This is a genomic window from Cellulomonas sp. Root137 (assembly GCF_001426725.1).
Lineage (GTDB): Bacteria > Actinomycetota > Actinomycetes > Actinomycetales > Cellulomonadaceae > Cellulomonas.
The window spans coordinates 846,412-865,090 of sequence record NZ_LMFG01000001.1; the positions used below are offsets into that span (position 1 = coordinate 846,412).

Annotated in this window: 20 protein-coding genes, 1 tRNA gene and 1 pseudogene; 11 read left to right on the top strand and 11 right to left on the bottom strand. The window is 72.7% G+C overall.

Going from position 1 to position 18,679, the window contains the following annotated elements:
• Positions 1 to 307: 307 nt before the first annotated feature.
• The 6 genes from ASD18_RS04005 to ASD18_RS04030 all read right to left on the bottom strand — a co-directional run bounded on the left by ASD18_RS04005 (position 308) and on the right by ASD18_RS04030 (position 5,961).
• Complete coding sequence (locus ASD18_RS04005; protein WP_056086970.1) at positions 308 to 1,099, bottom strand: SRPBCC domain-containing protein; 792 nt, start codon at positions 1,097 to 1,099, stop codon at positions 308 to 310.
• On the bottom strand, positions 1,096 to 1,674 hold the full coding sequence (locus ASD18_RS04010; protein ID WP_056091516.1) for a helix-turn-helix domain-containing protein: 579 nt from the start codon (positions 1,672 to 1,674) through the stop codon (positions 1,096 to 1,098). The genes ASD18_RS04005 and ASD18_RS04010 overlap by 4 nt, the downstream gene beginning before the upstream one ends.
• An 82-nt stretch (positions 1,675 to 1,756) precedes the next feature.
• A tRNA-Gly gene (locus ASD18_RS04015) sits at positions 1,757 to 1,830 on the bottom strand.
• Between the two features lie 58 nt (positions 1,831 to 1,888).
• Positions 1,889 to 2,869 (bottom strand): aldose epimerase, encoded by a 981-nt coding sequence (locus tag ASD18_RS04020; protein WP_056091519.1) that lies wholly within the window; start codon positions 2,867 to 2,869, stop codon positions 1,889 to 1,891.
• A 28-nt stretch (positions 2,870 to 2,897) separates the two neighbouring features.
• Positions 2,898 to 5,360 (bottom strand): GH36-type glycosyl hydrolase domain-containing protein, encoded by a 2,463-nt coding sequence (locus ASD18_RS04025; protein ID WP_056086974.1) that lies wholly within the window; start codon positions 5,358 to 5,360, stop codon positions 2,898 to 2,900.
• Positions 5,361 to 5,571: 211 nt separating this feature from the next.
• Positions 5,572 to 5,961 carry a DUF6069 family protein gene (locus ASD18_RS04030; RefSeq protein ID WP_056086977.1) on the bottom strand — a complete coding sequence of 130 codons (390 nt, stop codon included), beginning with the start codon at positions 5,959 to 5,961 and terminating at the stop codon, positions 5,572 to 5,574.
• A gap of 133 nt (positions 5,962 to 6,094) precedes the next feature.
• Between ASD18_RS04030 and ASD18_RS04035 the strand changes: the two genes are divergently transcribed.
• Genes ASD18_RS04035 through ASD18_RS04060 form a run of 6 tightly spaced genes read left to right on the top strand, consistent with a single transcriptional unit; the run spans position 6,095 to position 10,597 of the window.
• Positions 6,095 to 7,204 (top strand): sensor histidine kinase, encoded by a 1,110-nt coding sequence (locus tag ASD18_RS04035; RefSeq protein WP_235522250.1) that lies wholly within the window; start codon positions 6,095 to 6,097, stop codon positions 7,202 to 7,204.
• Positions 7,201 to 7,848, top strand: coding sequence for a response regulator transcription factor (locus ASD18_RS04040; protein ID WP_255355435.1), 648 nt, complete (start codon positions 7,201 to 7,203; stop codon positions 7,846 to 7,848). Before ASD18_RS04035 ends, ASD18_RS04040 begins: the two co-directional genes overlap by 4 nt.
• Before the next feature lie 43 nt (positions 7,849 to 7,891).
• A complete protein-coding gene (gene dcd, locus ASD18_RS04045) occupies positions 7,892 to 8,467 on the top strand; it encodes a dCTP deaminase (RefSeq protein WP_056086984.1) in 576 nt (191 codons plus the stop codon).
• A gap of 3 nt (positions 8,468 to 8,470) precedes the next feature.
• Positions 8,471 to 9,610: a hypothetical protein gene (locus ASD18_RS04050; protein WP_056086987.1), complete on the top strand. Its 1,140-nt coding sequence runs from the start codon at positions 8,471 to 8,473 to the stop codon at positions 9,608 to 9,610.
• A gap of 13 nt (positions 9,611 to 9,623) precedes the next feature.
• Complete coding sequence (locus ASD18_RS04055) at positions 9,624 to 10,139, top strand: AAA family ATPase (protein WP_056086990.1); 516 nt, start codon at positions 9,624 to 9,626, stop codon at positions 10,137 to 10,139.
• Positions 10,136 to 10,597 carry an NUDIX domain-containing protein gene (locus ASD18_RS04060; RefSeq protein WP_056086993.1) on the top strand — a complete coding sequence of 154 codons (462 nt, stop codon included), beginning with the start codon at positions 10,136 to 10,138 and terminating at the stop codon, positions 10,595 to 10,597. Before ASD18_RS04055 ends, ASD18_RS04060 begins: the two co-directional genes overlap by 4 nt.
• Here ASD18_RS04060 and ASD18_RS04065 read toward each other — a convergent pair.
• The 5 genes from ASD18_RS04065 to ASD18_RS04085 are packed head-to-tail and all read right to left on the bottom strand — an operon-like array spanning position 10,590 to position 14,790.
• Positions 10,590 to 11,405 (bottom strand): MBL fold metallo-hydrolase, encoded by an 816-nt coding sequence (locus ASD18_RS04065; RefSeq protein ID WP_056086997.1) that lies wholly within the window; start codon positions 11,403 to 11,405, stop codon positions 10,590 to 10,592. The two genes, ASD18_RS04060 and ASD18_RS04065, sit on opposite strands and share 8 nt — an antisense overlap.
• Positions 11,406 to 11,409: 4 nt before the next feature.
• Positions 11,410 to 12,027: a DinB family protein gene (locus ASD18_RS04070; RefSeq protein WP_056086999.1), complete on the bottom strand. Its 618-nt coding sequence runs from the start codon at positions 12,025 to 12,027 to the stop codon at positions 11,410 to 11,412.
• 41 nt (positions 12,028 to 12,068) lie between these two features.
• Positions 12,069 to 12,551, bottom strand: coding sequence for a hypothetical protein (locus ASD18_RS04075; RefSeq protein ID WP_056087002.1), 483 nt, complete (start codon positions 12,549 to 12,551; stop codon positions 12,069 to 12,071).
• Positions 12,548 to 12,895 (bottom strand): VOC family protein, encoded by a 348-nt coding sequence (locus ASD18_RS04080; protein ID WP_056087004.1) that lies wholly within the window; start codon positions 12,893 to 12,895, stop codon positions 12,548 to 12,550. Before ASD18_RS04080 ends, ASD18_RS04075 begins: the two co-directional genes overlap by 4 nt.
• Positions 12,892 to 14,790 carry an ABC transporter ATP-binding protein gene (locus ASD18_RS04085; protein ID WP_056087007.1) on the bottom strand — a complete coding sequence of 633 codons (1,899 nt, stop codon included), beginning with the start codon at positions 14,788 to 14,790 and terminating at the stop codon, positions 12,892 to 12,894. The genes ASD18_RS04080 and ASD18_RS04085 overlap by 4 nt, the downstream gene beginning before the upstream one ends.
• Positions 14,791 to 14,943: 153 nt before the next feature.
• On the opposite strand from ASD18_RS04085, the gene ASD18_RS04090 reads away from it, so the two are divergent.
• The 5 genes and pseudogenes from ASD18_RS04090 to ASD18_RS04105 all read left to right on the top strand — a co-directional run bounded on the left by ASD18_RS04090 (position 14,944) and on the right by ASD18_RS04105 (position 18,669).
• Positions 14,944 to 15,357, top strand: a complete 414-nt coding sequence (locus tag ASD18_RS04090) for a MarR family winged helix-turn-helix transcriptional regulator (protein WP_235522251.1) — start codon at positions 14,944 to 14,946, stop codon at positions 15,355 to 15,357.
• Between the two features lie 122 nt (positions 15,358 to 15,479).
• Positions 15,480 to 16,244, top strand: a pseudogene (locus tag ASD18_RS21820) (DUF222 domain-containing protein); the annotation flags it as partial.
• 493 nt (positions 16,245 to 16,737) lie between these two features.
• The gene (locus ASD18_RS21825) at positions 16,738 to 17,001 is read left to right on the top strand and encodes a hypothetical protein (RefSeq protein ID WP_162251722.1); all 264 of its coding nucleotides are present in this window, start codon (positions 16,738 to 16,740) and stop codon (positions 16,999 to 17,001) included.
• A gap of 85 nt (positions 17,002 to 17,086) precedes the next feature.
• Positions 17,087 to 18,352 carry a threonine/serine exporter ThrE family protein gene (locus ASD18_RS04100; RefSeq protein ID WP_056087015.1) on the top strand — a complete coding sequence of 422 codons (1,266 nt, stop codon included), beginning with the start codon at positions 17,087 to 17,089 and terminating at the stop codon, positions 18,350 to 18,352.
• 125 nt (positions 18,353 to 18,477) lie between these two features.
• A complete protein-coding gene (locus ASD18_RS04105) occupies positions 18,478 to 18,669 on the top strand; it encodes a hypothetical protein (RefSeq protein ID WP_056087018.1) in 192 nt (63 codons plus the stop codon).
• Positions 18,670 to 18,679: the final 10 nt, after the last annotated feature.

Genomic DNA, 18,679 nt, shown 5'->3' on the forward strand with positions numbered 1-18,679 from the left:
CTGACGCCTCGGCCGGCGCGCGGAGCGGCTCGAGCCGGGTGCCGGAAGCATGGCAGAGCGCCGTGGGCGGCGTGGCGATTCGGCCGGGGTCCGAGCGACGGGTGCCGATGCTCACCCGAACGGGGGAACGACCTCCGGAGGACCGCCGAGGTCGATCGGCGCACTCGGAGTCGTCGCTCCGGGTACCTGGCCGCGACGAGGCGAACCTCGCGGCCCCGTCGGCGTCGCGGGCGCGGTCTCGTCGTCCTCCGCGTCCGCCGACGTCGACCTCGAGGTGGACGTGGCCGGGTTCGTCGCCCGCTGACAATCACGCCGTGACGGTGAGCCCCTCCAGCCAGGCCCGCCAGGCCGGCTCCTCGCGCCGCGCGTGCTCGGGAGCGTCGGCGGAGAACAGGTACGCCCGCACACCCGCCGTCGCCGTCCCGTCGCCCATGCCCCACGTGTAGACGTTCAGCATCCCGGGCACCGGCGCCGTGAGACGGACCAGCGCCTGCCGCTCGCCGACACGCTCGACCGTGCCGGTGGCGCCGCGCACGTCGACCGTCGCGCCCTCGTCGCCCAGCCCCAGCTCCGTGCGCAGCGTCGACCAGAGCGCTTCCGGATCGCCGGGGTGGGTGACGGAGGCCTCCAGGTGCGTGGCCTCCTGGCCGGGGAAATGCGCCAGGTACAGGCGTAGGTTGTCGAAGAACGGCATCCAGCCGGGGCCGAGGGTGTCCCACCACTCCTGCTCCCAGTCGGCACCGATCCCGAAGCCGCTGCTGGTCACGCGCACGACGCAGGTGCCGCCGGACTGCGCCTCGACGAGGAACTCGGACGTCAGCGGGCTGAGCGTGTCCGGGTCCTTGCCCATGAGGGCGGCCCAGTCCTCCTCGTAGACGATGCGCCGCGGGGGGTCCCAGCCGGTGACCTGGCCGGTCGAGTCCATGTCGGGACCCATGACGAAGCGCAGGGAGCCGCCCTCACGCTCCTCCAGCTCGGTCGGCCCGAACCACGCGCTCATGCCCTTGGCGGTGGCGATGGCCTCCCAGACCTGCTCCGGGGTGCCCGGGACCTCGACGCTGAACTCCAGGCGGTACGGGACGTTCGTGATCGTGCTCATGTCTCCTCCTCAGGAACGGGGTGGGCGGCGACGACGAGCCGGTGCGGGCGCCCGTCGTCGTGGTGGTATCGCGCGGCCAGGTCGAGCACCGCGGCGGTCAGGTCGTCCGCGAAGGCAGCCCGGTCGGCCGCCGACCGGAACCCGATCTGCGTGTCGATGGTGAGCGTCGGCAGACGTGTGCCGGACGCGCCGGCTCGGCGTGCCAGGGCGCCGACCTCGCGCACCAGCCGGCCGGCCAGCGCGACGAGGTAGCCCGCCGACAGGTGGTCGGCGTTGGCGCTCGGGTCGGCCGCGGACGCGCTCACGGCCGCCGGCGAGACGACGTACGACGCCGCCGACGCCTGCAGCACCCGCTCGGTGATGCCGCCGTGCCGGCGCTCCTCGGACAGCTCCACCAGGCCGTGCGCCTCGAGCGTCTTGAGGTAGTAGTTGACCTTCTGGCGCGTGATGCCGACCCGGGCGGCGAGCCCGGCGGCGGAGGCCGGGACGGCCAGCTCGCTGAGCAGCCGGGCCCGGACCGGATCCAGCGCGGCGGCGGCTGCCTCCGCGCTCTCGATGACCTCGACGTCCTGCATGAGCACCACGATGCTCTTGACGAAAAAACTTGTCAAGGGTCGCGGTCGTCCCGCTCGGAGAGGAGGGGGAGGTGTGCACTGCTGGAGCGGGTGACGAGAATCGAACTCGCGCTATCAGCTTGGGAAGCTGAAGTTCTGCCACTGAACTACACCCGCGTGGACCGGTGCGATCGGTCCGCCAGGAATCATACCCGGACCGATCGCGACGGCGAACTCAGGTCCGCAGCGTCATGGTGAACGCCCCGCAGCGCTCCTCGCCGGGCTCCAGGACGAAGACGCCGGTGCCCGGGACGCCCGCGGCGTGCAGCGAGAACCCGTTGTTCACGTTGGTCACCGGCTCCACCGCGAAGTACGGCCGCTTGCGGGGCGCGTACAGGACCAGGTGGGCGTAGACGGGGTCGGCGTGCAGGTCGACGCTGACGCCGAGGTCCTCGTAGCTGATCCGCACGGGCGCGCCGGGCTCCCACGCGGTGAGCACGTCGTCGACGAACGTCGAGGTCAACGGGCGCGCCACGCGGAAGTCGGCGCGCTGGGGCACGGCGCCGGCAGGGCCGGACGCGAGGGCGTTGACCAGCGAGTACCCCTTCTGCGCCGGCACCTCGAGGACGGGCTGCCCGGGCGTCGGGGGCGCCGAGGTGCCCACCGGCGACAGCGTGCGCTGGAAGTACGGGTGGTGCCCGAACCCGGCGGGGAACGGCTCGCGGTCCACGTTGCGCACCGACGTGGCGACGACGAGCTTGTCGCCGGCCAGCGCGTACGTGATCTGCGCGCGGAACTGCCACGGGAAGTTCACGCCGACCAGGCCGGTGGTGTCGAGCTCGAGGACCACGCGCGTCTCGGTGCGGTCGGTCACCGCCCAGGCGGAGTGCCGGGCGGCGCCGTGGATGGCCGTGCCGTCGGCCCCGTTGCGCTGGAGCTGCCAGGTGCGGTCTCCGAACGGGAGCACGCCGTCGCGGATGCGGTTGGACCACGGGACCATCGGGAAGCTCGAGCACTTCTCCGGCTCGCCCAGCACCGTCCGCCGGGTCGGGCGCAGCAGGTCGCGCCAGAGCCCGTCCGCGGTGCGGATCCGTCCGCCGGCGAGGGACGCACCCGTCGCCGGCAGCACGTCGAGCTCCCACGACTCGTTGCGGAGCGTGACCATCCGCTCGGCGACGACGGACGGAAGCGCTTCGATCTCCTGGACAGCCGTCATCACAGCATCCCGTCAGCCCCCCGCGGGGTCAGACGGTGACCTCGACGCGGACGACCGAGCCCTCGGCGGCGTACGGGACGAGGTTGCCCTCGACCGGGGTGCCGTCGACCGTCAGGGTGCCGCGAGCACCCTCGACGCCGGAGTTGGTCACGTGGATCTCGTACGTGGCACCGCGGGCGACGCGCGTGACGGTGAACGACGGGACGTCCGGGCCGATCTGCGGGTCGACGACGAGGCCGTCGTAGTCCGGGCGGACCCCGAGCAGGTACTGGGACACCGCGACGAAGTTCCACGCCGCCGTGCCGGTCAGCCACGAGTTCTTGGCCTCGCCGGCGCGGGACGCCTGCTTGCCCGCGATCATCTGCGCGTACACGTAGGGCTCGAGCTTGTGGACGTCGGAGATGTCCTCGCGGTACGCCGGGGTGATCCGCTTGTAGTAGTCGAACGCCTTGGCGCCGCGGCCGACCACCGTCTCGCCGATGATCACCCAGGGGTTGTTGTGGCAGAAGATGCCACCGTTCTCCTTGTAGCCGGGCGGGTAGGTGGAGACCTCGCCGAGCTCGATCTGGTACGTCGTGTACGCGGGGTACTGGAGCACCAGGCCGTGCGGGGTGCCCAGCATCTCGCCGACGGAGTCGAGCGCCTTGATGGCCGGGGAGTTGGTCGATGTGCCGTCCACGCCGATGCCCGCCATCACGGCGAAGCCCTGCGGCTCGATCCAGATCTTGCCCTCGGGCTTGGCGTCCGTGCCCACGGGGTTGCCGTAGAAGTCGTACGCGCGCAGGAACCACTCGCCGTCCCAGCCGTGCTCGAGGACGGCCTCGCGGACCTCGTCGACCACCTTGCGCGCCTGCGAGGCGACCTCCGGGAGGCCGCGGCGCGACGCCAGCTCGGCGAACTCGGCGCCGTAGAGGACGAACTGCGCGGCGATGAACACCGACTCGGCGTGCCCGCCGGCCTGGTTCTCCGTGGTCTGGAACGACTCGCCGGGGGTCGTCGAGAAGCAGTTGAGGTTGAGGCAGTCGTTCCAGTCGGCGCGGCCGATGAGCGGCAGGCCGTGCGGGCCGCGGTTGTCGACCGTGAACTGGAACGAGCGGACCAGGTGCTCGAACAGCGGGACCTCGGAGCCGGGTGCGTTGTCGAACGGCACGGGCTCGTCGAGGATGCCGACGTCGCCGGTCTCCTTGACGTACGCGGCCACGCCGGCGATGAGCCACAGCGGGTCGTCGTTGAAGCCGGAGCCGATGTCGTTGTTCCCGCGCTTCGTCAGCGGCTGGTACTGGTGGTACGCCGACCCGTCCTCGAACTGCGTGGACGCGATGTCGATGATCCGCTCGCGGGCCCGCTCGGGGATGAGGTGCACGAAGCCCAGCAGGTCCTGGTTGGAGTCGCGGAAGCCCATCCCGCGGCCGATCCCGGTCTCGAAGAACGACGCCGAGCGCGACATGTTGAACGTGACCATGCACTGGTACTGGTTCCAGATGTTGACCATCCGGTCCAGCTTCTCGTCGTCGCTCTTCACCGAGTAGGTGCTCAGCAGGCCGGTCCAGTGGGCGCGCAGCTGCTCGAAGGCGGCGTCGGTCTGCTCGGTCGTGGCGAACCGGCCCAGCAGCGCGTGCGCGCGCTCCTTGTTGATGACCTGGTGGGCGTCGTCGGCCCACTTCTCCTCGTCGGGGTTCTCGACGTAGCCGAGCACGTAGGTCAGAGCGCGGGACTCGCCCGGAGCCAGGGTGACGTCCACCTGGTGCGAGCCGATCGGGTACCAACCGGATGCCACCGAACCGGTGGACTTCCCGGAGCGCGGGACCGTCGCCTCGCCGAGGCCGTTGTAGGCGCCGACGAACGTGTCGCGGTCGGTGTCGAAGCCGTCGGCCCGCGTGTTCACGCCGTAGACGGCGTAATGGTCGCGGCGCTCGCGGTACTCGGTCTTGTGGAACACGGCGGACCCGTGCGGGCCGTCCTGCTCGACCTCGACCTCGCCGATCGACAGGTTGCGCTGGTAGTTGGTCTGGTCGTCCTGCGCGTTCCACAGGCAGAACTCGACGAACGAGAACAGCGAGATCGTCTTGCTCGCGTCGGACGTGTTGGTGACCGTGACCTTCTGGATCTCGGCGGTCTCGCCGATGGGCACGAAGAAGAGGGTCTCCACCGAGATGCCGCGGCGCTCACCGGTGATGCGCGTGTAGCCGAGGCCGTGGCGCGTCTCGAAGTGGTCCAGGTCCGCCTTGACCGGCAGCCACGACGGGGTCCACACGTCGCCGCCGTCGTTCACGTAGAAGTAGCGGCCGCCCGCGTCCGCGGGGATGTTGTTGTAGCGGTACCGCGTCAGGCGGCGCATCTTGGCGTCGCGGTAGAACGAGTACCCGCCGGACTGGTGCGAGATGAGCGAGAAGAACTGCTCCGAGCCCAGGTAGTTGATCCACGGATAGGGCGTGTGAGGCGTCTCGATGACGTACTCGCGTGCCTCGTCGTCAAAATGGCCGTACCGCATGGACTTGCCCCTCGAGTGCTCGGCAGTGGCGCCTGCGGCTCCCCGACCTCCCCCCGCACCAGTGCGGGTGGTGCGTCGTGCTTCCGGCGCGATATCAGTGTGCGAGAGCGCTCCCACGCATCTCCCGGACGAGAGCATAGCCGCCCGGATCCCATGGGGGAACGGGCCAGGGGGTCGACGACGAGAAATCCCTCATCGACCCCCCGCCCGATCAGGGCACCCGTGCGGGCAACCGCTGCCGGGAGCGCCGTGGATCCAGGCCCAGCGCGAGGACGGCACCGACGGCGAGGTGCAGGGCCAGCAGCGTGCCGACCGCGGCCCGTGACGACGCGCCGAGCGGTCCGAGCAGCGAGATGAGCAGGACGATCGCGCAGGTCAGCCACCAGGCGACGGGCGTCCGGCGACGGAGCAGGGCACGCACCGCCCAGGCGGCCAGGGTGACCACGAGGGTCGTGACGGCGACCGAGGCGACGCCGATCGTCTGCGGCGGGGTGCCGGCTCGCAGCTCGATGCCGGCGACCGGGACGGCGATCACCCAGATGGCGAGGGCGACGGCGAGGGCGGCGGTGGCGACGAGCCAGACGGGGAGGGGACGGGACATGGGCTTCTCCTGACGGTGGAGGTGGACGCCTCGACGCTCGCCGGTCCGGCCGCCGTCGTCGTCGGCCGGAGGTGCCCGGCGCCCCCTGCTTTGGTCGGTGGTCGGCCGCGGACCGGGTTCCTAGGCTCGCCGCATGACGCCCTCCGCCTCGCGTCGGGACCGACCCGGAGCTCCCGTGCTGCTCGGCCTGCTGTCCGGGATGGCGGTGCTGACGTTCCTCGGCGCCTGGTCGGCCCAGGACGCCGGCGTACCGCTCGGGATCGACCTCGTGCTCGGCGCGTCCGCCATGGCGATCCTGCCGTTCCTGCAGAGCCGGCCGCTGCTCGGAGGGCTGCTGCTGGGGGCGCTCGCCGCCCTGAGCCCGGCCGCGACGCCGTCGGCCACCGCCGGCACGTACGTGGTCGCGCGCCGCGAGCCGCTGCGCACCGCCGTCCCGGTGGCGTGCGCGAGCATCGTCGGCCACGGTCTGCAGGCGCTGTGGCGACCGGTCGGGCTTCCGCTGGGGTGGTGGCTGCTGTCGGACGTCGCGGTCCACGCGGCCCTGCTCGGGTGGGGTGCGTACGGGCGGACGCGGGACGCGCTGGTCGATGAGTGGCGGGCGCGGGCGCGGCGGGCGGAGCGGGACCAGGAGCGGAAGGTCGACGAGGCGCGCCGCGCGGAGCGGACCCGGATCGCGCGGGAGATGCACGACACCCTCGCGCACCGGCTGACCCTGCTGGCAACCACCGCGGGCGCCCTGGAGTACCGGACGGACCTGCCGCCCGCGCAGGTCGCGGCCGCGGCGGGCGTGGTGCGGGCCAGCGCCGGGGCGGCCCTCGAGGACCTGCGCACGGTCATCGGGGTGCTCCGCGAGCGGCCCGACGAGCTGCGACCGGTGCCCGGGCTCGCGAACCTTCCCGCGCTGGTGGCGCAGGAGCGGGCGGCCGGGGCGGTGGTCTCGCTGGAGGCGCCGGACCTCGACCTCCCCGCGCAGCTGGGCCTCGCGGTCTACCGGGTGTGCCAGGAAGGGCTGACCAATGCGCGGCGCCACGCTCCCGGTGCGTCGGTGGAGGTCGTGGTGGCGGCCGACGAGGGGCTGCGCGTGCGCGTGGTGAACGGGCGGGGCGGTGTCGGCCTCGGGACGGGGACGGGGACGGGCCTGGTCGGGCTGACCGAGCGGGTCGAGCTGCTGGGCGGCACCCTGACCGCGACGCCCCGGCCGGACGGTTTCGAGCTCGACGCGTGGCTACCGTGGAAGCCGTGACCGTCCGGGTGCTCGTCGTCGACGACGACGCCCTGGTGCGCGCCGGGCTCACGCTCATGCTGGACGGCGCGCAGGGCATCTCGGTGGTGGCGCAGGTGGCCGACGGGTCCGGCGTGCCCGCGGCGCTGGACGCGCACCCCGTCGACGTCGTGCTCATGGACCTGCGGATGCCGGGGGTCGACGGCATCGCGGCCACCCGCACGCTCCGCCGCCGGTTCGACCCCCCGGCGGTCGTCGTCCTCACCACGTTCGACACCGCCGACGAGGTCGAGGCCGCGATGCACGCGGGCGCCAGCGGCTACCTGCTCAAGGACACCGAGCCGCAGCGCATCGTCGAGGCGGTGCTCGCGGCGGCGGCGGGCGAGCCGGTGCTCTCGCCGCGGGTGGCTCGTCGGCTCATGGACTCCACCGCCCGGGCGGGCGGCTCACGCGCCGCGGCGCGGGCCGCGCTCGACCTGCTGACCGAGCGCGAACGGGACGTCGTGGCAGCGATCGGTCGCGGGGCGAGCAACGCGGACATCTGCCGGGAGCTGTACCTCTCGCTCGCCACCGTCAAGGCGCACGTGTCGAGCATCCTGCTCAAGCTCGGCCTGGAGAACCGCACGCAGGTGGCCCTGCTGGTCCGGGACGCAGCCCAGCGGTGAACGCCTGCCCTGACCGCACGGCCGATCGGACTACCGTGTCTCCGTGCTGCTCTCCGACCGCGACATCAAGGCCGAGCTCGAGTCGGGCCGCGTGGCCCTCGACCCCTACGAGCCCGCCATGCTCCAGCCCTCGAGCATCGACGTGCGCCTGGACCGGTACTTCCGGCTGTTCGACAACCACAAGTACCCGTTCATCGACCCCGCGGCGGACCAGCCGGAGCTCACGCGGCTGGTCGAGGTCGGTGCGGGCGAGTCGTTCGTCCTGCACCCCGGCGAGTTCGTCCTCGGGTCCACGTACGAGGCCGTGACGCTGCCCGACGACATCGCCGCCCGGCTCGAGGGGAAGTCCTCGCTGGGTCGCCTCGGCCTGCTGACGCACTCGACCGCGGGGTTCATCGACCCGGGCTTCTCCGGGCACGTGACCCTCGAGCTGTCCAACGTGGCCACGCTGCCGATCCTGCTCTGGCCCGGCATGAAGATCGGCCAGATGTGCTTCTTCCGGCTGTCGTCGGCGTCCGAGCACCCGTATGGCTCCTCGGAGTACGGCTCGCGGTACCAGGGCCAGCGCGGCCCGACGGCGTCGCGGTCGTGGCAGAACTTCCACCGGACGGACGTCTGAGCCATGGCGAGCCCGCCTCGCATCCAGGCCGGTGACCCCGAGCTGCGCAGCCGGCACCTCCTCGGACTCCCGGAGGACGTGGGTGCCGACGAGGTCGAGGTGCTCGCGATCAGCCGGTTCGCGCAGGCGCACTGGGAGGACACGGACGTCGTCCCGCAGCCCCGCGGGATCATGGGCCCGATGACCGCGGCGCTCGGCATCCGCGCCGTCGGCTCGTCGACCACTCCCGCCCGCACGCTCCGGCTGGCCCGGCTGTCCACCCTGACCGGTCCGTACCGCGTCGAGGCCGAGGACGCCGTCAGCCTCGGGCTGCCGACCACCTCGACGCTCGCGTACGTGCTGGTGGCACCGCGGGAGCGCGGCGAGAAGCCGTACCCCGGCGGTGACCGCGACGGGCTCAAGCGCGCGTTCCCCGAGGGCATGCCGATCCGCGAGGAGGAGCGCGTCCTGCAGTGGCTCGTGGCCGCCGCGCGACGGCTCGGCGGCTCGGTCCGGATCGGCGAGCACGGCACGATCCTCACGCCCGACGTGGACAGCGCGATCGACCTCACCGTCCTGTCCGACTCCTGGCTGGAGCCCGCCGAGGCGCTCGCCGTGGTCCAGTCGGTGCAGGCGCGGGCGCGGCTGAGCGAGGCGACCGGGACCTGGAACGGACCGCTGCCCGGGGTCGGCCGCGACGCCACCGGGCGGCCCGGCTGGGTGGCCGAGGCCGGTGGGCGCGGGCTGTCCGCCGCGCTGGAGCGGTACGGGGTCGACGACGAGGCCGAGCGGCAGCGCCTGATGGACGAGGCCTCGGCGTTCGACGAGCTGATGCTCGCGGTGCCACCCGTGCCCGAGGCGTTCGGGGTGCTCGTCGACCTGGGGCACGACGGGATGCTCTCGGTCGAGGCCGGCGTGGAGACCACCCTGCCGCCGCTGATGCGGGACCTGCCCTGGACCCAGAACGGCATCGTCGCGTACCGCGTGCACTGGGAGCCTCCGTTCATCGAGGAGCTCGAGGCCGAGCGGCCGTCGTTCGAGCACCGCGTCGCGCGGTCCCGGGCCGCCCCGCTGGTGCAGGCGGTCGCCCGCGCGGTCCACGGAGCGATCGGCGGGGAGATCGCCGACGAGGCCGACTTCCTGGTCGACCCCGAGGACGTCTGACCGTGGCGGCCACATGACCGGCACCGTGGTCCTGATCACCGGGATCATGGCCGCCGGGAAGTCGACCGTGGCGCAGCTGCTGGCCGAGCGGCTGCCGCGGTCCGTGCACGTGCGGGGCGACGTGTTCCGGCGGATGGTCGTCTCGGGACGTGCCGAGGTCGGGACCGACCTGTCGGCGGAGTCGCTCGCGCAGCTGCGGCTGCGCTACCGGTTGGCCGCGATGGTGGCCGACGAGTATGCCGACGCCGGGTTCACCGCGGTCGTCCAGGACATCGCGCTCGGGGACGACCTGCCCTCGTGGGTGGCGATGTTCCGGAACCCGCCGCAGGTGGTCGTGCTGGCGCCGTCCGTGTCGACGGTGGCGGCGCGCGAGGCGGGGCGGGGCAAGACCGGTTACGGGGTGTGGACCGTCGAGGAGCTCGACGCCGGACTGCGCGACGGGACGCCGCGGACAGGGCTGTGGCTGGACACGTCCGAGCAGACACCGGTCGAGACCGTCGACGCGATCCTGGCGGGGCTGACGTTGTGAGCGCGCGGACGAGCGCGGGGATCCTCCTGTTCCGGCGCACGGCCGGGCTCGAGGTGCTGCTCGGGCACATGGGTGGGCCGTTCTGGGCGCGCAAGGACGAGGGCGCGTGGACGATCCCGAAGGGGGAGCCCTCGCCGGGCGAGGACCCGTTCGAGACCGCCCTGCGGGAGTTCGGGGAGGAGCTCGGGGTGCCGGCGCCCTCGTCGGACCCCCTCCCGCTCGGGGACGTGACGCAGAGCGGCGGCAAGGTGGTGACCGCGTGGGCGCTCGAAGGGGACCTGGACGCGTCCTCGATCGCCAGCAACCTGGTCGAGATCGCCTGGCCGCCGCGGTCGGGGAAGACGCTCCTGGTGCCCGAGCTGGACCGGGCGGGATGGTTCGCGCCGGACGACGCGCGTCGGCTCGTGGTGAAGGCGCAGGCGGCGTTCGTCGGCCGGCTGGAGCAGGCCCTCAGGTGAGGTGGTCGAAGTCCCCGTTGACCCAGCCGACGTGGCGGTCCGCGGAGCGGCGGACGACCTCCTTCGCGTCGGACGCGATGACGTTCGCGAAGTTGCCGTAGAGGCGGTCGAACTCGAGGCGGTCGAGGTGGTCGGCGACCCGGCGCGCGACGGCACCGGACAGCGGCAGGTGGTTCGGGTAGCTGCGCATGAACGCGACCGACTTCCGGTCCGGGTTGGCGAAGACCGTGTCGCCGCTGAGCACGACACCCTTGCCGCCCGCGCCTGCGGCCCAGTGCACGATCGCGCTGCCGGGGAAGTGGCCGCCGGGCTGCGACAGGGTGACGCCGGGCAGGACCTCGCGCTCGCCCGACCACGTCTCGATGACCGGGTCCGGGCGGGCGACCCACCGCGCGTCCGCCTCGGCCACGAGGACCGGCGGGCCGCCGAGCGCGCGGCTCCACTCCACCTGGATGCCGAACATGTGCGGGTGGCTCGCCGCGATCGCCCGGACGGGCCCGAGGCGCAGGATCCTGGCGACGACCTCCTCGTCGAAGAACCCGACCGGGTCCCACAGGAGGCTGCCCTCCGGCGTACGGAGCAGCTTGGACTGCTGCGCGATGCCGGCCCCGGGCGTGCTGGTCACCGCGTACAGGTCCTTCTCGAGCTCCGCGAGCTGGCTGCGGTAGCCCAGCTCGCGCAGGTCCTGGAGGGTGATCCAGCGCTGCCCGGTCGCGGGGACCCACTGGCGCTCGTCGGCGCAGACGGCACACACCGCGGTCGGTTCGGCGCTCTCGACCGCGCACGTCTCGCAGATCCAGAAGCTCATGCGATCACGCTAGCCGCAGGTACAGATCCCTGAGGAGGGCGATCTCGGCGCCGTGGTGGACGACCTCCTGGTTCATCCACCAGACGACGTCGAGGAAGGCCTCCTCGGCGTCCGACCCGTTCGGGTAGGTGCTGTAGCCGATCGTGTCGAGGGCGGCGTCGTCGGCCCTGACGAGCGTCGCGCGCCACGAGGCGAGGGCCGCGGTCAGGTGCTCGATCGCGCCCGCGGCGGTGCCCTGCGGCTCGTCGCCCTGCTCCGTGTGGGTGTGGGTGCCGTCGGTGTGGTCCGCCCGGCCGGCCAGCGTCTTGGTCACGTGGTTGACCCGCCAGCCGATGGAGGTGACCGGCGGCGGCCAGGGGTGCGGGCGGCCGCCGTCGTGACCCCACTCGCCCGACCCGACCAGCCGCGTGGCGCCCAGGCCTCCCGGTCCGTCCGCCTGCCGACGGATCGTCCAGGCGCCCGGGACCGGCTCCCACAGGAGCTCGGCGTCGGTGAGCTGCGGGACCTCCACCTGCAGGCCGTCGCCGCTGTCGACGGTCGGTCCGGTCAGGCGGTGCAGGAGGCGCTCGCTGGCGAAGTCGTACTCGGCGAGCAGGGGCGCGAGGCGTGGGGGGATGGTCACGGGTCGACAGTGGTCGTCGGGCTCGTCGGACGCAACAGGATTCAGGACAGGCCGAGGGCTCGGAGCGTCGCGGGGTCGAGCTCGACCGGGTTGCCCGGGGTGGTGACGGCGTGACCGTCCTCGACGGCGTGGAAGGCCTGGGAGATGTTCACCGGCGTCGGCAGCGCGTCGTCCGCGGGGTCGGAGAGCAGGATCACGTACTCGTCGCCGACCTCCAGGCCCAGCTGCACGGCGTCGTCGCACCGGGTGTAGGCGATCTCGAGGGGCGACCCCGGGGTCGCGTCCCCCTTCGCGGTCGCCACGACGTCGACGGTCGCGACCGTGCGCGGGTAGCCCTCGGTGTCGTCGTGCTCCAGCGCGGTGAACGTGCCTCGCACGATGAGGTCGGCGCTGTCCTCGAGCTCCGCGGTCGTGCCGTAGGACGGGTAGTCGGCCTGGCACGACGCACCGGACGCGCCCGTCACGCACGAGGCGAGACCGGGGACGAGGGCCACGGTGACGAGCAGGGCGGTGGCGCGCCTCATGCGGGCCTGACGACGCACCACTCGTTGCCCTCCGGGTCGAGCAGCACCTGGAACGAGCCGGCGGTGTCGACGTGGACCTCACCGAACCTCGTCGCGCCCAGCGCCTCGGCCTGCTCGGTGGCCGCCGCGATGTCGGCGACCTCGACGTCGAGGTGCAGCCGGTTCTTCACCGCCTTGCCCTCGGGCACCCGCTGGAACGCGAGGCGCGTCCAGCCGGGCGGGTCGACGTAGTGCCAGTCGTCGTCGCGAGCCTGCGGGGTGCCGCCCAGCACGTCGGCCCAGAAGCGCGCCAGCGCCCCCGGGTCCGCGCAGTCGACGACGACCTCGTCGATCCGTCCGATCATGCGGCGACGGTAGCGGGCTCCGCCCCGTCGGTGCTGGCGAACTGCGTCCGGTACAGCTCCGCGTACACGCCACCTCGGGCCAGCAGCTCGGTGTGCGTGCCCTGGTCGACGACCCGGCCGTGGTCGAGGACCACGATGGCGTCGGCCTGCCGGATGGTGGAGAGGCGGTGGGCGATGACGATGCTCGTGCGGCCGGACAGGGCCTCGTCGAGCGCCGCCTGCACGGCGGCCTCCGAGCCGGAGTCGAGGTGCGCGGTGGCCTCGTCGAGGATGACGACGTCGGGCGCCTTGAGCAGCATGCGGGCGATCGCGAGCCGCTGGCGCTCGCCGCCGGAGAGGCGGTAGCCGCGGTCGCCGACCACGGTGTGGATGCCGTCGGGCAGGGTCGCGACGAGGTCCGCGATGTGCGCCTGCTGCAGGGCGCGCTCGATGTCCGCGTCCGTGGCCTCCGGGCGGGCGTAGCGCAGGTTCTCCGCGATGGAGTCGTGGAACAGGTGCGCCTCCTGGCTGACCACGCCCACCGTGGCGCGAAGGGACTCGTGCGTGACGTCCCGCAGATCCGCGCCGGCGATCCGGACGGAGCCGCGCGTCGGGTCGTACATGCGGGTGACCAGCTGGGAGATCGTCGTCTTGCCGGCGCCGGAGTGGCCTACGAGCGCGACCATGTGACCCGCCGGGACGGTGAAGCTGACGTCGCGCAGGGTGTCGTCGATCGGCTCGTTGCGCAGGGTCGCGACGGACTCCAAGGAGGCCAGCGAGACCTCGTCGGCCCCCGGATAGCGGAAGCCGACCGCGTCGAGCTCGACGGTCGCGCCGTGCACCGCCTTCCGGGCGCGCAGGTCGATCGCGTCGGGCTTCTCGGTCACCGTCGGCTCCAGGTCGAGGACCTCGAGCACGCGCTCGAAGCTGACCAGCGCGGTCATGACGTCCACCTGGACGTTCGACATGGCGGTGAGGGGCCCGTACAGCCGGGCGAGGTAGGCGGTGAGCGCGACGACGACACCGACGGTCAGCTGGCCCCGGATCGCCATCACCCCGCCGAGGCCGTAGACGATCGCTACCGCGACGCTGGCCAGCGTGGTCAGCCCGACGCGGAACCACGTGGAGTACAGGGCGCGCGTGACGCCGATGTCCCGGACGCGGCCGACCTGGTCGGCGTAGTTGCGGGACTCGCGCTCCGGGTCCCCGAAGATCTTCACCAGGTGGGCGCCGGCGACGTTGAACCGCTCGTTCATGATCTGCGCGGCGTCGGCGTTGAGGGCGTAGCTCTCCCGGGTGATCGCCGCGATCTTCTTGCCGAACCAGCGCGCGGGCAGGACGAACGCCGGCAGCAGGACCAGGCTCAGCAGGGTCAGCTGCCAGGACATGCTGAGCATCGCCGCGAGCACGAACACGATGGTCAGCGAGTTGCTCACCACGTTCTGGAGCGTCGATGTGAACGCCTGCTGCGCGCCGAGCACGTCGCCGTTGAGCCGCTGGACCAGCGCGCCGGTCTTGGCGCGGCTGAAGAACGCGAGCGGCATGCGCTGCACGTGGTCGAACACCGCGGTGCGCAGGTCGAGGATCAGGCCCTCGCCCACCTGCGACGACACCCAGCGGTCGGCGACGGACAGGCCGGCGCTGACGATCGCCAGGACGGCGACGATCGCCGCGATGACGAGGACCACCCGGGTGTTGCCGGCCGTGATGCCGTCGTCGATGAGGTGCTTGAACAGCAGAGGGGTGACCGCGCCCGCGGCCGCCTCGAGGGCGATGAGGCCGACGAAGACCGCGAGCTTGGCCTTGTAGGGGCGCGCGAACTGGAGGATCCGCCGCAGGGTGTCGCGGGTCAGCTTGTGGTCCGCGACGGTGCGGTCCTTGGCGAAGCTGCGCATGTTGGGGCTTCCGGTCGTCATGGACACGGGCCCACCTCCTTGGTTCTGGTACGTCCCCTTGCCGGAACTGGATGTCGCGTCGGCTCATTCCGGGGAGTCGCGGCCTCGTGGGCCGCTCGATGCTGAGGTTAACTCACTATGTGCCTGATTCACAAGTTGAGATAGTCTCTGCCCGTGAACGAGTCCGGTGAGCTGCTCGAGCTTCTGCACGGCGTGCTCCGTGGCGTGCGGCGGGACGCCGCTGCCCAGCTCGAGGTGCAGGGCACGACGCCGGGACAGCTGCGGATGCTGCGCACCCTCGACCGGTGCGACGGGCCGTGCCGGCTGGGCGAGCTCGCCGCGGCGCTCGACGTGGCGCCGCGGTCGGTGACGTCGAAGGTGGACGCCGCCGAGGCGGACGGGCTGGTCCAGCGGATGCCCGACCCGACCGACCGGCGCGCGACGCTGCTGGAGCTCACGCCGGCGGGGCGGTCGTTGTTGGCGGCCATCTCCGCGCAGCGGCACGAGGGGGCGGCGGAGCGGCTGGGGCGGTTGTCGCCGGAGGACCAGGCGGAGCTGCTGCGCCTGCTGCGAGTGGTGGGGGACTGACGGGTTGGTCTGGCGGCTGTCCACGGCTCGGGCCCTGTGGGCGGCTCGATCGGCTCGCCTGTGGATATGTTTTCGCAGGTCAGAGGTTGTTTCCGGGACGCCGTGCGTGTAGGATCGAACGTATGTTCGAAGCCACGCATCCAAGGGCGACGAGGGCAGCTGAGCCCCTCGCGCACCTGCGTGCGTCGGCGTCGGTGCTGGTCGAGAGGGTCGCCACCTGCGCGGACTGGTCAGGCTCCGAGCGGTCGGCGGCGCTGAGCTCGCTCGACCTCGTGGCGGCGCAGCTGTCCTGCGCACGCGCGCGGTTGCTCGTGGCGGAGCGGGATGCCGGGACGTCGCAGCGACCCGGGGACCGGTCGTTCGAGGCGGCGCGGGCGCGGCTCACCCGCACGGGCGCCGCGGAGGCGACTCGGGAGGTGCGGCAGGCGGATGCGCTGGTGTCGATGCCGGCGGTAGCGGACGCGGTCGGCGAGGGGCGCGTCCCGCTCGGTCACCTCGACGTCCTGGCCCGTGTCGCCGCGACCGCATCACCGGAGGTCGCGCAGGCGCTGCGGTCGGCTGAGCTGCAGGCGACCGTCGTGTCCATGGCGGAGCGGCAGTCGGTGCCCGACTTCGCACGCTCGATCGCGCAGCTGGCGGCCGCGCGGGATCCGCAGGCGCTGGAGGACTCGCACCAGGCGGCCCGACGCGAGCGGTCGTTGGTGCTCTCGCACCAGGCGCGGGGGACGTACCTGAAAGGGTTCCTCGACCGGGTCGCCGGCGAGGCGCTGCAGGCGGCGCTCGACTCCGCCGGGCAGGCGCCCGACGAGACGCGGTCCCCGGCCCAGGCGAACGCGGACGCCCTCGTGGCAGTGGCGCGACGCGCGTGCGCCGGGCTCGCTCCGCGGCAGCATGACGCGCCCGGGCCTGACGGGACGTCGGCCGAGGCGGTCGAGCGGGAGCAGGGTGCCAGCAGTCGACCTCACCTCTCTCTCATCGTTCCGGCCGATACGTTCGCCGCTCTCCGCGAGCACCATCGTGAGCGTGCCGCGAGCGGCGCCGATGTGCGACCGGCGAGCTTCGACGTGCTCGACGACGACGACCTCTCGGCGACGGAGCGGGGGCGGCGGCCGGCGACGACGGTCCGCGACGAAGTCTCTCGCCCGTGGTCGCCGGTGGTCCCCGCGACTTTGGAGGACGGGACGCCCGTCGCCATGTCGGAGCTGGCGCAGGCGCTGTGCGACTGCGAGATCACGCGAATCGTCGTGAGCGCCGAGGGAGTGCCGCTCGACCTCGGGGCGGACCAAGCGGACGTACGCGGGGGTGCACCGGCGGGCGGTGGTCGCGCGGGACCGGCAGTGCGCCTGGAACGGGTGCCACACGTCGGCCCGGTGGTCGCAGGTGCACCACATCCGCTGGTGGGACCGGGACGGAGGCTCGACGTCGATCGAGAACGGTGTGCTCCTGTGCGACTACCACCACCACGAGGTGCACCGGCTCGATCTGACGATCGAGCGCCACTCCAAGCCGCCCGGCCACATCCGTCAGAGGCTGTCCGGGAGGCCCCCCGATAACCAGCCTGCGTTTTCGCCGATGCGTTATTCCTTCCGCCGCCGGCGCGATGGTCGAACGGTGAACGCTCCGGACGCGGTCCGTCGGGAGTGAGGTGCTTGCGGGGCGCGCATCTGCACCGGCGACCCGCGGGACGATCGACCCATCGGCTGCCGCGTCGGCACACCATCATGGGTTCATGCCCACCGCGCCGGACGACGCCGAGCTCGAGCTGATCCGTCGCTCCGGCGCCGTGCTGCGGGTCGGTCGGCTGAGCCTGTCGGCCGGGACGGGGTCGTACCGGGTCAAGGCCTCGATGGCTCGGGTCGCCCGTGCGCTCGGCATCGACCGGCATGAGGCGCACGTGACGCTCACCGAGATCACGACGACGTCGCACCGCGGGCCGAGCTTCCGGACCGAGGTCGTCGAGGTCCGCACGATCGGCGTCAACGTCGACCGGCTGACCAGCCTGGAACACCTGGCGGGCCGCCTCGAGACTGCTGGTCGCGCGACGGTGGAGGAGGTCACCGCCGAGCTGGACCGCATCGCCGGCAAGCCGCCGCTCTACCCGGTCGCGCTCAACGCGCTGTGGGCCGCGATCGCCTGCGCCGCCTTCTCGTTCCTGAACAGCGGCGGGGTCGTCGAGGTGCTCGGGGTGTTCGTCGGCGCGTTCCTCGGTCAGGCGCTGCGCCGCACGCTGCTCCACCGCGGGTTCAACCAGTTCGGCGTCACCATGCTCTGCGCGACGCTCGCGTGCTTCGGCTACCTCGCGTTCGTCGGGCTGCTGGACGCGACCGGCGCGACGGCTGCCGGTCACGACGCCGGCTACGTGTCCGCCGTGCTGTTCCTGATCCCGGGGTTCCCGCTGGTCACCGGCTTCCTCGACCTGGCGAAGCTGGACTTCTCCGCGGGGGTCGCCCGGCTGACGTACGCGCTGATGATCCTGACGTCCGCGGCGCTCGCGGTCTGGGCGTTGTCGCTGGTCGTGGGGCTCACCCCCGATCCGCCCGCGCCGGCCGACCTGGACACCGGCCTCCTGCTGACCCTGCGGTTCGTCGCGAGCTTCCTGGGCGTCCTCGGCTTCGCGCTCATGTTCAACAGCCCGTGGCGGATCGCGCTCGCCGCGGCGGGCGTCGGCATGGTCGCCAACGTGCTGCGCATCGCGCTGGTCGAGGGCACGGTCCCGCCGCAGGCCGCCGCCGCGATCGCCGCGCTGGTGGTCGGGCTGCTCGCGGCCGTCATCGCGCCGCGGCTCGACGTCCCGCGGATCACGGTCTACGTCCCCGCCGTGACGATCATGGTGCCGGGCGTGCTGGCCTACCGCGCGGTGTTCCACATCTCCAACGGCGAGACGGCGGAGGCCCTGTCGTACGGGGTGCAGGCCGCGCTGGTGGTCGCCGCGCTGGCGATCGGGCTGGCGATCGCCCGGATGCTCACCGACCGCACCTGGGCGTACGAGCGCTGAGCCGGCGGACGCGGGCGAGCCACTCACCGCGTCTCACCTCCGCGGAGCCGCCCTGGGCATCGGCGAAACAAGCGGTGGCCGTCCGTGGTTGAAGGTGGGAGGGAACCGGAGCGAGGAGTGTGCACATGACGACAGGACCCGCGGTCGACGTCGACTGGGTGGACCCGCGCGACCAGGTCGAGGTCGTGGTGCTCCTCGCGAACGGTCGGCTGGCCGGTCGGTCGTTCGCCGACCGCGCGGAGGCGGAGGCGTGGGCGCGGCCCGAGGAGGGCGAGCAGGTGCTGGAGCAGAACCTCGTGTGCGGGTGCGACCGGTGACCACCCGCCG

Excerpts from the sequence above, each read along its gene's own strand:
- ASD18_RS04100 (WP_056087015.1), top strand. The coding sequence starts at position 17,087 with ATGCCCACCGCGCCGGACGACGCCGAGCTCGAGCTGATCCGTCGCTCC.
- ASD18_RS04035 (WP_235522250.1), top strand. The coding sequence starts at position 6,095 with ATGACGCCCTCCGCCTCGCGTCGGGACCGACCCGGAGCTCCCGTGCTG.
- ASD18_RS04030 (WP_056086977.1), bottom strand. The coding sequence starts at position 5,961 with ATGTCCCGTCCCCTCCCCGTCTGGCTCGTCGCCACCGCCGCCCTCGCC.
- ASD18_RS04020 (WP_056091519.1), bottom strand. The coding sequence starts at position 2,869 with ATGACGGCTGTCCAGGAGATCGAAGCGCTTCCGTCCGTCGTCGCCGAG.
- ASD18_RS04005 (WP_056086970.1), bottom strand. The coding sequence starts at position 1,099 with ATGAGCACGATCACGAACGTCCCGTACCGCCTGGAGTTCAGCGTCGAG.
- ASD18_RS04065 (WP_056086997.1), bottom strand. The coding sequence starts at position 11,405 with ATGAGCTTCTGGATCTGCGAGACGTGCGCGGTCGAGAGCGCCGAACCG.
- ASD18_RS04010 (WP_056091516.1), bottom strand. The coding sequence starts at position 1,674 with ATGCAGGACGTCGAGGTCATCGAGAGCGCGGAGGCAGCCGCCGCCGCG.
- ASD18_RS04085 (WP_056087007.1), bottom strand. The coding sequence starts at position 14,790 with ATGACGACCGGAAGCCCCAACATGCGCAGCTTCGCCAAGGACCGCACC.
- ASD18_RS04080 (WP_056087004.1), bottom strand. The coding sequence starts at position 12,895 with ATGATCGGACGGATCGACGAGGTCGTCGTCGACTGCGCGGACCCGGGG.
- ASD18_RS04050 (WP_056086987.1), top strand. The coding sequence starts at position 8,471 with ATGGCGAGCCCGCCTCGCATCCAGGCCGGTGACCCCGAGCTGCGCAGC.
- ASD18_RS04105 (WP_056087018.1), top strand. The coding sequence starts at position 18,478 with ATGACGACAGGACCCGCGGTCGACGTCGACTGGGTGGACCCGCGCGAC.
- ASD18_RS04055 (WP_056086990.1), top strand. The coding sequence starts at position 9,624 with ATGACCGGCACCGTGGTCCTGATCACCGGGATCATGGCCGCCGGGAAG.
- ASD18_RS04025 (WP_056086974.1), bottom strand. The coding sequence starts at position 5,360 with ATGCGGTACGGCCATTTTGACGACGAGGCACGCGAGTACGTCATCGAG.
- ASD18_RS04075 (WP_056087002.1), bottom strand. The coding sequence starts at position 12,551 with ATGAGGCGCGCCACCGCCCTGCTCGTCACCGTGGCCCTCGTCCCCGGT.